Annotated in this window: 11 protein-coding genes; 6 read left to right on the top strand and 5 right to left on the bottom strand. The window is 49.9% G+C overall.

Translation table 11 applies throughout. From position 1 onward, the window contains the following. The first annotated feature begins 130 nt into the window (after positions 1–130). The 6 genes from I8U18_RS05405 (at position 131) to I8U18_RS05380 (ending at position 8,179) form a co-directional block, all read left to right on the top strand. Positions 131–1,267: a lipid II:glycine glycyltransferase FemX gene (locus tag I8U18_RS05405; protein ID WP_198064540.1), complete on the top strand. Its 1,137-nt coding sequence runs from the start codon at positions 131–133 to the stop codon at positions 1,265–1,267. A 112-nt stretch (positions 1,268–1,379) separates the two neighbouring features. Continuing rightward, positions 1,380–3,077 (top strand): ATP-dependent protease LonB, encoded by a 1,698-nt coding sequence (gene lonB, locus I8U18_RS05400; RefSeq protein WP_198064539.1) that lies wholly within the window; start codon positions 1,380–1,382, stop codon positions 3,075–3,077. 156 nt (positions 3,078–3,233) lie between these two features. Next, entirely contained in the window at positions 3,234–5,579 is a 2,346-nt protein-coding gene (lon, locus tag I8U18_RS05395; protein WP_033099245.1) for an endopeptidase La, read from the top strand. Beyond that, a complete protein-coding gene (gene yihA, locus I8U18_RS05390) occupies positions 5,560–6,162 on the top strand; it encodes a ribosome biogenesis GTP-binding protein YihA/YsxC (protein ID WP_198064538.1) in 603 nt (200 codons plus the stop codon). Before lon ends, yihA begins: the two co-directional genes overlap by 20 nt. 36 nt (positions 6,163–6,198) lie before the next feature. Then, positions 6,199–7,299 (top strand): D-alanine--D-alanine ligase, encoded by a 1,101-nt coding sequence (locus I8U18_RS05385; RefSeq protein WP_198064537.1) that lies wholly within the window; start codon positions 6,199–6,201, stop codon positions 7,297–7,299. A 106-nt stretch (positions 7,300–7,405) separates the two neighbouring features. Next, a complete protein-coding gene (locus I8U18_RS05380; protein ID WP_052153866.1) occupies positions 7,406–8,179 on the top strand; it encodes a Gldg family protein in 774 nt (257 codons plus the stop codon). 42 nt (positions 8,180–8,221) lie between these two features. On the opposite strand, the gene map is transcribed toward I8U18_RS05380, so the two are convergent. From map to I8U18_RS05355, 5 genes are all read right to left on the bottom strand, one after another. Then, positions 8,222–8,974 carry a type I methionyl aminopeptidase gene (gene map, locus I8U18_RS05375; protein WP_033099242.1) on the bottom strand — a complete coding sequence of 251 codons (753 nt, stop codon included), beginning with the start codon at positions 8,972–8,974 and terminating at the stop codon, positions 8,222–8,224. Positions 8,975–9,030: 56 nt separating this feature from the next. After that, positions 9,031–9,501, bottom strand: coding sequence for a hypothetical protein (locus I8U18_RS05370; protein ID WP_033099241.1), 471 nt, complete (start codon positions 9,499–9,501; stop codon positions 9,031–9,033). Between the two features lie 91 nt (positions 9,502–9,592). Beyond that, positions 9,593–10,408, bottom strand: a complete 816-nt coding sequence (locus tag I8U18_RS05365) for an ABC transporter permease (RefSeq protein WP_370589211.1) — start codon at positions 10,406–10,408, stop codon at positions 9,593–9,595. Further along, a complete protein-coding gene (locus tag I8U18_RS05360) occupies positions 10,405–11,175 on the bottom strand; it encodes an ABC transporter ATP-binding protein (protein ID WP_033099240.1) in 771 nt (256 codons plus the stop codon). The genes I8U18_RS05365 and I8U18_RS05360 overlap by 4 nt, the downstream gene beginning before the upstream one ends. Positions 11,176–11,191: 16 nt before the next feature. Beyond that, a complete protein-coding gene (locus I8U18_RS05355; protein ID WP_198055039.1) occupies positions 11,192–12,208 on the bottom strand; it encodes an ABC transporter substrate-binding protein in 1,017 nt (338 codons plus the stop codon). Positions 12,209–12,352: the final 144 nt, after the last annotated feature.

Genomic DNA, 12,352 nt, shown 5'->3' with positions numbered 1-12,352 from the left:
GGATTGGGCGGATGCTTTTTTCTTTCGTTCATGGTATGTTAAAATGTAGTGGTTTCAGGTCAAATCATGAGCAGTTCTCCGGCAAAGCGGCAGAGCTGCTCTTTCGGTTAACAAAGAGGTGGAATTTTGCATGCTACAAGTATCGGTTATTGATCGAGACCATTATTTAAATTTTGTGGAGACAGAGCCTTATAGAAACTTTCTGCAATATCCCTCATGGGCCGATTTGAAGGCAGAATGGAAATGGGCCAGCGAGTTGTTGGGATGGTTTACCGGGGACGGACAGATGGTTGGCGGAGCGCTTGTCCTTTATCGGAAAGTGCCGGGATTAAACAAATATTTGGCATACATACCGCGGGGACCGATGATCGATTGGTTCTCCAATCGCAAATTGAGCGAATGGTTTGAGCCTCTTCTCAGCCATTTAAAACAGCGCCATGTTTTTACTGTGAAGATGGACCCGCCGCTCGTGCGAAAGAAGTGGTCCAGCCAAACGATCATGCAAGCGATTCAGGAGTTTCAGTCACATGGATTAAAAAACCGAAAATTGACCGATATTCGACCTGATCAGATCTTTAATGATGTGGAATATGTACAGCAGGAATTGGCCGAACTCGGCTGGAGAAAAAATGAAGGACAGGACAGTTTTGATACGGTTCAGCCGCAATTTGTCTTTCGTTTAAACATGAGGGGAAAATCCTTGGAACAAGTCTATTCCGGATTTTATCCCGCATGGCAAAACAAGATTCATCAAGCGGAACAGGAAGGAATTCATGTTTACCTGGGAACCGAAGAGGATTTGCCGCAATTTCACCATTTGCTGCGAATCACAGCAGAGCGGGAAAAATCTCAGGTGCGGGGTCTTTCCTATTTCGAAAGAATGTTTGAAACCCTGATTATGGAGAATCCTTACCGCGTGCGCCTGTACTTGGCCCGCTTGGGTGAGAGAATCTTGAGTGCCTCCCTCGCGGTCAGGGTAAACGGGCACACTTGGGACCTCTATAATGCCCGTCACGGCGAATCGCTCGCGGATCCGGCCAGTGTTTATCTGCGCTGGAAGATGATTCAGGATGCTTATCAGCAGGGGGATCGCCTCTTTGATTTCCGTGGAGTCAGCACCGTTTTGGATGAAAATAACCCCTTGTTTGAATTATTGCATTTCAAGTTGGGTTTCGGCGGGGAAGCTTGTGAATTGGTCGGAGAATGGGATTATCCGGTTATTCCGATGTTGTATTGGGCTTTTGATATGTATATGAAAAAAAGATAAAGCCGCTGGTTCATTTTGGCTTGGCCCGAACGGATGATTATCCCCCTTTCCTGACGGTCATAATACAAGATAAAGTATTGGACTTTGCAGGAACAGGAAAGGGATGGGCTAGATGAGTTGGACTGCATTACTCATGTTTTTACAGGTTTTCTTTTCCATCATTATCGGCATTTATTTTTGGAACCTCTTAAAAAGCCAACAAACCAATCGAAGTGCATTGGATAAAGAAGCACGCAAAGAAATGGAAAAGTTAAAGTCCATGCGCCAGATTTCTTTGTCTGAGCCTCTTGCCGAAAAGACGCGTCCGGCAAAAGTGGACGAGATCATCGGACAGGAGGAAGGAATTCGCGCCTTAAAAGCAGCACTGTGCGGCCCGAATCCCCAGCATGTATTGATTTACGGCCCGCCGGGAGTGGGAAAGACAGCGGCCGCCCGGGTGATCTTGGAGGAGGCGAAAAAAAGCAGCGTATCGCCGTTTAACAGCGACTCCAAATTTATTGAGATCGATGCCACCACCGCCAGGTTCGATGAACGGGGCATCGCCGATCCCCTGATCGGTTCCGTGCACGATCCGATTTACCAGGGAGCGGGGGCGATGGGGATGGCCGGTATTCCCCAGCCCAAACCCGGAGCCGTAACCAAAGCGCATGGCGGCATTCTGTTTATTGACGAAATCGGGGAGCTGCATCCCATTCAGATGAACAAGCTGCTCAAAGTGTTGGAAGACCGGAAAGTGTTTTTGGAAAGCGCGTATTACAGTTCGGAAGACAGTAATACCCCCACCCACATCCATGATATTTTTCAAAACGGATTGCCGGCCGATTTCCGCCTGATCGGGGCGACAACCCGCACACCGGAAGAAATTCCGCCGGCGATTCGTTCCCGTTGCATGGAAATATTTTTCCGGCCGCTTCTGGCGACGGAAATCGAAAAAATCGCCACCCAGGCGCTCGAGCGCATCCGGTTTGGTTATACACCCGAAGCGATTTCCGTTATCACCAAATATGCGATGAATGGCCGGGATGCGGTGAACATTGTGCAAACCTCAGTGGGACTTGCCATGTCGGAAAACCGTTCGCGGGTGGAAGCGGATGATGTGGAATGGGTGGTGAACAGCAGCCAGCTGAACCCCCGTCCAAATCAAAAAATGCCTCCGACCGCCCAAGTGGGGCTGGCAACGGGACTGGCCGTGTACGGCCCGCATCTGGGCACGGTTTTGGAAATTGAGGTTTCAGCTTCTCCCGCATCTCCCGGGAAAGGAACGATTCGAATCACGGGTGTTGTGGAAGAAGAGGAAATGTCCAGCCAGCAGCGGACATTGCGTCGCAAAAGCATGGCTCGCGGGTCGGTGGAAAATGTGATCACTGTGTTGCGGACCACAGGCGTACGTCCGGAAGATTATCATTTGCATATCAATTTTCCGGGTGGAATCCCATTGGACGGGCCGTCTGCGGGGATTACCATGGCGACCGCGATTTATTCCGCGATCAAAGGAGTCCCCGTTGACAATCAATTAGCGATGACCGGTGAACTCAGCATTCACGGATATGTGAAACCGGTCGGCGGAATTATTGCCAAGGTGGAAGCGGCCAAACAAGCCGGGGCGAAACGGGTGCTGATCCCGGCGGAAAATATGCAGGCCATCTTTAAGAAGATGGAAGGGATTGAAGTGATTCCTGTCGAACGCATTGAGTCGGTAATGAAGTTGGCTTGCGTTCAGAAAGAGGAGACAGAAGTGACAGACGCGGGTGAGGAAGAGAGTATGGGAGAAACATCAAGCCTGTTTACTCCTACGTCTGCGCCTGTATAAAAAGGAACTGATGACGGAGTCACCTTTTGCCCTGTTTCCCTGCCGATCTTGAGGGAATCCGGCATGAGCAGGATGTCATAGACAAAAGAAAACGAATAGGATAAAATCGAACAAAGCTGCAATCAGTTCCTTGTTGACAGCAACGGAGGTGCATATATGGCTGTAAAAGAAGAGGAACGTACATTGCCTTTACTCCCGTTACGGGGACTTATCGTTTTCCCTACTATGGTATTGCATTTGGATGTAGGAAGGGAACGTTCGGTTCGGGCTTTGGAAAAGGCGATGGTGGACGATCATAATCTCATATTGCTCGCGACGCAAAAAGAAGTTCATATAGAAGAGCCAACCCCAGAAGATATATATCAAATAGGAACGGTTGCAAAAGTTCGCCAAATGCTTAAACTTCCCAACGGAACGATTCGCGTGCTCGTCGAAGGCTTAAAGCGGGCGCGTATCGAAGAATTTGTCGGCGATGATGAGTGTTACATTGTTCGCTACCTCGAGCTTGAAGGTGAGGATGAGGGCGGACAGGATATCAAAGCGCTGATGCGCGCGGTATTGGACCATTTTGAACAATACCTTCGTTTGTCCAAAAAGCTCTCGCCGGAGATCTATTCCGTTGTCGTCGATATCGAGGAACCCGGCCGCCTGGCTGATGTGATCACTTCCCATCTTCCTCTCAAGATTGCCGATAAGCAGACGATTCTGGAGGAGACGAACATCCAGGCCAGGTTGGAAAAGCTTCTTTCCATCATCCACAACGAAAAAGAAGTGCTGGAACTGGAGAAAAAAATCAGTTCCCGTGTCAAAAAACAGATGGAAAAAACGCAAAAAGAGTATTACTTGCGTGAACAGATGAAGGCCATTCAAAAGGAACTCGGAGAAAAAGAAGGACGCACCGGCGAAGTGGAGGAACTTCGCGAGAAACTGGCCGAATTGAAAGCAGACGACTCAGTAAAAGAGAAGATCGAAAAGGAAATCGACCGCCTGGAAAAAATTCCGACCAACTCAGCAGAAGGCGGTGTGGTTCGCAATTATATCGATTGGTTGCTGGATTTGCCCTGGCAAAAAGAGACAGTGGATGATCTGAGCCTGGACAAGGCGGAAAGAATCCTGGACGAAGATCATTACGGTCTGGAAAAGGTAAAAGAGCGGGTATTGGAGTATTTGGCGGTTCAACAGATGGTGAAAAAATTGAAGGGGCCGATTCTCTGTCTGGCCGGACCTCCCGGTGTGGGAAAAACCTCGCTGGCCCGGTCGATTGCCCGGGCGCTGAACAGGAATTTCGTTCGCATTTCTCTCGGAGGAGTGCGCGATGAAGCGGAGATTCGGGGGCATCGCCGTACCTATGTCGGTGCAATGCCGGGCCGGATCATTCAGGGAATGAAACAGGCAGGAAGCAGCAACCCCGTTTTTTTGCTCGATGAAATCGACAAAATGTCGATGGATTTTCGCGGAGATCCTTCGGCAGCCCTTTTGGAAGTGCTCGATCCCAATCAAAACCATACATTTAGCGATCATTATATCGAAATTCCGTTTGATCTATCCAAAGTGATGTTTATTACGACGGCCAATGCGATTCATAACATCCCCCGTCCGCTGCTGGACCGGATGGAGGTGCTGTATATCTCCGGCTATACCGAAATCGAAAAGGAAGAGATCGCGAAAAAATACTTGCTTCCGAAACAACTGGAGGAACATGGTTTATCCAAAGAACAGTTGCAAATCCAGTCCGGCGCCGTATTAAAACTGATCCGTAACTATACGAGAGAAGCCGGTGTCCGCAATCTCGAACGGGCCATCGGAACGCTTTGCCGCAAAGCAGCGAAGCACATCGTCGCTGGCGAGAAGAAGAAAGTGGTCGTGACAGCGCGAAATATCGAGTCCTACCTGGGACCGGAAAAATTTCGCTACGGCCGGGCGGAAGAAACGGATCAGGTCGGTGTGGTTACCGGATTGGCCTGGACGGAAGCGGGAGGTGACACCTTGTCTGTCGAGGTGACCCTTTTCCCGGGAAAAGGAAAGCTGACTTTGACCGGTCAGCTGGGCGATGTGATGAAGGAATCCGCACAGGCGGCGTTCAGCTTTATCCGGAGCAGAGCTGAAGAGCTCGGAATCGACCCGGAATTCCATGAAAAAAATGATATTCATATCCATATCCCTGAAGGTGCGATTCCTAAAGACGGCCCTTCCGCCGGCATCACGATGGCTACCGCATTGGTCTCTGCTTTGACGGGCATCCCCGTTTCGCGCGATGTGGCGATGACGGGAGAGATTACCCTGCGGGGAAGGGTTCTCCCCATTGGCGGCTTAAAAGAAAAATCATTAAGTGCTCACCGCGCCGGCATCAAACATGTGATTTGTCCGCAGGATAATGAAAAAGATCTGCAAGATATACCAAAAAGTGTCCGCAAGGACCTCAAATTCACGACGGTCAGTCACATGGATGAAGTGCTGAAGTTGGCGTTAGTGAGGGATCCTTATGCTGGTAAAAAAAGCTGAGTTTGTGATCAGCGCCGTCAAACCGGCGCAATATCCCGAAGACGCCCTGCCGGAAATCGCTCTGGCCGGGCGTTCCAATGTGGGAAAATCTTCGTTGATCAATTGTTTGATCCAACGAAAAAATCTGGCGCGTACCAGTTCCAAACCGGGAAAGACGCAAACGATCAATTTTTATCGCATTAATGATCAATTGTACTTTGCCGATGTACCGGGATACGGCTTTGCCCGGGTGCCGAAAAGCGTTCGCCAGTCGTGGGGAAAAATGATGGAGACCTACCTGACGGGGCGCGAAACCTTAAAAGGCGTGATTCAGGTGGTCGATTTGCGTCATCCGCCGACAGCAGATGATCAGAATATGTATCAATATTTGAAGCATTTTGGCATTCCGGTTATCGTTGTGGCCACCAAAGCAGATAAAATTTCCAGAGGAAAATGGCAAAAGCATTTAAAAGCAGTGAGAGAAGGACTGGAGTTGCATCAGGGCGACCCGTTGCTTCTGTTTTCATCCGAAACTGCATATGGTAAAGAACAGTTATGGAAAGAAATAGAGAAATGCACAACAGGAAACAGCGAAGGCTCATGATAACAGGATGCTGTGCACAGGAAAGGGTGGGAGTGGATGGGAAAGAAAATCCGTGTGGCCGTACTGTTTGGGGGAAAATCAGGAGAGCATGACGTCTCTTTGTCTTCTGCCGCATCGGTGATTAAAGCCATCGATCCGGAAAAATATGAGGTGATCCCCATTGGAATCACCCGGGAAGGCCATTTTAATCCGGGAAAAAGGTCTCTTCCCATGTTGCAGGGAAAATTGGAGCCGGAAAAAATTGAACAGATCGGCAGCAACCTTCCACAGGTGGTTGAAGATGCCGGGACTGACCTCGACTTTTTCGGCCCGGGAAAAATTGATGTGGTTTTTCCGGTTCTTCACGGTACATTTGGAGAGGATGGAACGATTCAGGGGATGATGGAAATCGCCCAAATCCCGTATGTTGGTGCAGGTGTGCTTGCCTCCGCCGTCGGGATGGATAAGGAATTTTCCAAAAAAGTGTTTGCCGTCGAAGGTCTTCCCCAAGCCAAATATCTGGCCTTCCTGAAATCCGGATGGGCAAAGCGGAAAGAGGAATGGATCGCGAAAATCGAAGAAGAACTGGGGTACCCCTGTTTTGTGAAACCGGCAAACCTCGGTTCCAGTGTCGGCATTTCCAAGGTGAAAAAACGGGATGAACTGATTGAGGCTGTTGAACTGGCCGGACAATTTGACCGAAAAATCATTGTGGAAGAGTTTATCCCTGCCCATGAAGTGGAAGTGGCCGTGTTGGGAAATGACGAGCCGAAAGCCTCGGTTCCGGGGGAAATCGTCTCTTCCAATGAATTTTATGATTACCGGGCAAAATATGTGGACGGGAAATCGGTGATGCGCATTCCCGCCGATTTGCCCGGGGAGGTTGCCGAAAAGCTTCGCGATTTGGCCATCCGTGCTTTCAGGGCGATTGATTGCAGCGGGTTGGCACGAGTTGATTTCTTCATCCGCAAAGATAACGGAGAAGTATTAATCAACGAAATCAACACTATGCCCGGTTTCACCCCTTTCAGCATGTATGCCAAGCTGTGGGAGCATTCCGGCATCAGCTACAGTGAACTGATTTCCCGCTTGATTGAACTGGCGCTGGAACGGTTTGAAGAGAAGAAGAATTTAATCACTTCCTTTGAGGTGAAGTGAACGAAAAGGCTGTTGGCAAAGAAGGTCAACAGCCTTTTTTTGTCGAAAAATATTTGTATATTTGTATAATTTAATTCGGTTTAGACAACAAGAAGGGAGCATCAAAATGTTTGGAACAATGAGGCTGGCAAGATCCTTGGCGATGATGGCTCTTGCGGTTTTATTCTCTTTTTTGGTCATGCATGGATCGGCCCAAGCCTACACCGGGAAAATTCTGTTTGATCAAGGGCATGGTGAAACGGCGGGAAATGCGGATTGGACCATTAACGGGGCCTATTCGGAATTGGCGGATGCCTTGCGGAGCGATGGTTATACCGTGGCCTCAACCGCTTCCTCACTGACGGATACCTTGCTCAGCCAGTATGATGTATTGGTTTTGCCGGAGCCGAATATAAACTTCAGTTCATCAGAAAAATCGGCCATCATCCGTTTTATCCAAAACGGAGGCGGGGTCTACTTCATCGCCGATCACAATAACTCCGACCGGAACAATGACGGTGTCGATTCGGTCGATATCTACAACAGCTTTGTCAATACGCTCGGTTTCACATTTAACTATGCTTCGCTGTCAAAGGATCCCATTACCGATATACGCAATTCTCCCGTCACTTCCGGCGTCTCTGCAGTCGGGTGCTGGGGTGGTACGACAATCAAAGTCGGGACAAGCAACAGCAGCATCGTAAAAGATATCTATCTGAACGCTGATCCGTTTCATATCCACGGTTCCTATGGCAATGGCCGTTTTGCGGCTCTTGGTGACTCCTCCTTGTATGATGATGGCACAGGGAATCCCGGTGACAGCTTACACCCGAACTGGTACGATTATGACGATTCCATCCTGGCTGTAAATACGATTGAGTGGCTGGCAGGGGATCGCTGAGACAAAGAGCAATAACGAGTAAAAGCCCGGTGATCCGGGCTTTTACTCGTCTTGTGCGGTTAAGATGAGGGGGCCTTCCGGCATGATGGCAATGGTGTGTTCATATTGTGCGGACAGGCTGCCATCCACCGTTTTGGCCGTCCAGCCGTCCGGCATCAGCCTGACATGATGGGAACCGAGGTTCAGCATCGGCTCGATCGTGAACACCATGCCTTCCTGAATGAGCGGTCCTTGTCCGGGAGGGCCGTAATGGGGAACTTCGGGTTCTTCGTGTATATGTTTGCCGATTCCGTGGCCGATGAAAGGGCGCACCACGGAAAGTCCCTGAGATTCGGCATATGTCTGAATCGCGTGGGAAATGTCGCCGATGCGATTGCCTGAACGCGCTTTGGCAATTCCACGGTAAAGCGCTTCTTTTGTTGCCTTTAACAGCCTCTGCGCCTCAGGGGAGATTTTTCCGACAGCATAGGACCATGCTGAATCGGCCAGCCAGCCATTTAAGTTGACGACCAAGTCGATGGTGACGATATCTCCTTCAGCAAGCGGGGTTTTGCGCGGAAATCCGTGGCACACCTCATCATTGACCGAGGCGCAGGTAGCGTATGGGTAACCCATATAGTCTTTTTGTTCGGGAGTGGCTCCATGCTGCATCAAGTAATTTTCCACCCATTGGTCGATCTCCCAGGTGGTCACCCCCGGACGGATCCGCTTGCGCAGTTCCCGATGGCAGGCAGCAAGAAGTTTGCCTGCTTTGTGCATGAGCGCAATTTCTTCCGGTGTTCGTATGGATATCATTTGCTTCGCTCCGATGAGAAATTTTGAGTATCTAGTATCTATATACTATGCCCCAATTATTTTCTGGTGACAAGGAACAAGCCGAGAATAACGACAAAAACCGGCCAGATTCCGTGCAGAATCGAGGTGATGGGTGAGATGACCGGAAGATTGGCAATGCCAGGATAGGCAAAAATCCCGGTAATCACCATAATGCCCCCGACAATGCCCGTAATGTGGTTTTTGGAAATGGAGAAGGAAAACAGTACCGCAATCCCAAATAACACAAGCAACAGGCTCCAATGTTTAGGCCATCCGTCGACATATTTTATTCCCCAGATGGAGAGGCCCAGAGCGGTGATCAGGCCGGTCCACAGGGTAAGAACATGATTTCGCTTGGACAAAGCAAAAAACATGAGAATGGCGCCGAGCAAAAAGAGAATAAAAGGCCAGGTGAGAAGAGATGTGATCGAAGCCAGATCCGATTTGATCAACATGAGCAATATCCCTGCAAGAATGAGGATAAGTCCGGTCAGCTTCACTTTCATCAGTTGTTCGCTCCTTGAATGAAAGAAGTAGATTTTTCCTTTTTAATCTTAACACAATTTGCATAAAATGGAGCGACAATGTTTAAACGGATCAGCTGTGGCGGCGTCCCCATTTTTGCTCGACCCAGGCGATCAGCTGGTACATAATCGTCGCAATAATCGCCACGATCACAAGGCTCAGCATGACCAAATTGAGATTGAATACCTGAAAGCCGTAGATAATCAAATAACCTAGTCCTTCTTTGGAGACCAGAAATTCACCGACGATGACGCCGACCCAGGACAAGCCGACATTTACTTTTAAAGCGGCGATGATGTCCGGTATACTGGCGGGGAAGATAATGGTGCGGAAAATCTGAGCGCGAGTGGCGCCAAAAGACCGCGCCAGGATCAGATAGCTCTCATCGACGCTCTGAAAGCTGGTATGGATTACCAAAGTGGTGATGATGATCGTGATGGCGATCGCCATGGCGAGAATCGAGGGAAACCCGGCTCCCATTGTCACGATAAAAAGGGGACCGAGGGCTACTTTGGGCATGCTGTTGATCACGACCAGATAAGGATCGAGCACGCGGGACAGGAAAGAAGAGGACCAGATGAGCGTTGCCAGAGCGACGCCGCTGGCCGTGCCCAGGATAAAACCGGCGATCGTTTCCGCTGATGTCATAAAGATGTGATGAAAAAGCGCACCGGACTGGACCAGCTGGTTTGCCTGTTCCCAGATGCGGGACGGACTGCTGAAGAGGAAAGGATCAATCCAGCCGTTGTTCGCTCCCCATTCCCATCCCCAGATCAAGCCGAGCAACAGAAGAAGGCGAATCAGCCAAATCCAGACAGTGCGAATGTAGAGGCGACGAAGATAGGCGGCGTGTTCCGGACTGGCTGCGCCTTTTTTTATCCATTTCACGGTTTTTCCACTTCCCTCCAAAGTTCTTCAAAGATCACCCGGAAGGCGGGATGGCTGCGCGCTTTGAGCGGCGGCAAACTTCTCAGTTCTTCGGGGACATGGATCTGGTGCCGGATCTCGCCCGGTTGCCCGCCCATTACGAGAATCCGGTCACCTACGGCAATCGCTTCTTCCAGATCGTGTGTGACGAGTAGCGCCGTTTTGTTTTCTTCCTTTAACGCCCGGGCGAGCAGATCTTCGAGCAGGATTTTGTTTTGGATATCCAACGCGGAAAAAGGTTCATCCAGCAATAATATATCTGGTTCGACGGCCAAGGTTCGCACCAGAGCGACACGTTGTCTCATTCCACCGGATAATTGGGACGGATAGTGATGACTGACATGCTTTAGCCCCATTTTTTCCAGCAGATCCCTCGCCTTGGCGATTTTGTCCGGGGTGGCCTGACCCTGAATTTGCAGTCCGAACAGCATATTTTGTTCCACAGTTCTCCACTCGAGCAGTCCGTCTTTTTGCAACATGTAGCTGGTGCGAAAAGAAGGGCCGTCAATTTTTTTGCCGAACAGCCGGATTATGCCTTTGGTCGCGGGGAAGATCCCGGCGATCAGTGAAAGGATGGTGCTTTTTCCGCAACCGCTGGGGCCGACGAGAGCGACAAATTCGCCTTCATCCACTGAAAAGGAAACGGAACGGATCGCCGTCACTTCTTCTTTTTTCGTAAAATAGGCATGGGTTAAATTTTCAATCTGCACAGCCGGTGGCGAATTCATCTTCGATCCCCCCTTTTTATTGTTTTTGTTTGGTTGAAACCTCTTTGGCAAAGGAAGTGTCCACCAGCTTTTGATAGGGGATTTTAGCCGGAAGTTCGCCTGCTTGGGACATGACCGTCAATAAGCGGTTATACTCTTCTTCATCGATGATGGTGTTTTTGGCATAGGAATCCTGCTCTTTGTAGCGCTGAATGACGCGCACCAGAATGTCGCGGTCGGTGTCGGGGAATTGCGGGGCGATCACGTCGGCAATTTCCCCGGGGGTATGGGTGGCGACCCAGTCTTGTCCTTTTTGGACGGCGCGGGTAAAACGCCGGATTATGTCAGGGTTCTGTTTGATATAGGATTGATTGGTCATGTAGCAGGTATAGGGAACATGGCCGCTGTCCTTGCCGAAGGAGGCAACGATGTAGCCTTTTTTTTCTTTTTCGATTTTGGAGGCCATTGGTTCAAACAGTTGAACGAAATCGCCGGTTCCGGCGACAAAGGCGTTTGCCAGATTCTGATAATCGACATTCTGGATGATTTGGACATCTTTGTGCGGGGTGAGACCGTGTTTCCGTTGTACGTATTCACTGATCATTTCCGGCATTCCTCCGCGCCGCTGCCCGAGCAGGGATTTACCCTTGAGCATCGACCAGTCAAAGTGGGGAATCGGCTGGCGGGAAACGAGAAAGGAACCGTCCGTTTGGGTCAATTGTGCGAAGGCGGTGATCGGATGTGCAGAGGACCGGGCTGTCACATAAATGGCCGCTTCAGCTCCGACCAGGACGATATCGGATTGGCCTGCGACCAGTGTTGTCATGGTTTTATCGCCCCCGTTGCCATTGGACAGCTGAATGTCCAGGCCTTGTTCCTTGAAAAAACCTTTTTCCAAGGCAACATATTGAGGAGCATAGAAGAGTGAATGGGTGACTTCCACCAGTCGGATTTGCCGCAGTCCGGACCGGGAAGAGGAGGAAGAGCAAGCGGTTAAAAGGAGAACGATGACGAGCGCCAACACGAAACCAAACGATCGAGTCAAGCGGTTCATGGGCGTCACCTCTCAAAGTGGTCTCAGTAACCGGAAGGTGGTGTCGAACCGGTAAACAAAAGGGATTTTCGCAAACTTCTGCCATTTCTTATTATTATTATACACAATCTGGGCTTCAAAATGTGTTCACAGGGCGAAACTTGG

It is taken from the genome of Thermoactinomyces sp. CICC 10522 (genome assembly GCF_016055075.1).
In the GTDB taxonomy this organism is placed as follows: Bacteria; Bacillota; Bacilli; order Thermoactinomycetales; family Thermoactinomycetaceae; genus Thermoactinomyces_A; species Thermoactinomyces_A daqus.
The sequence above is the reverse complement of the archived record's forward strand: the minus strand, read 5'-3'. Positions and strand labels throughout refer to the sequence as shown.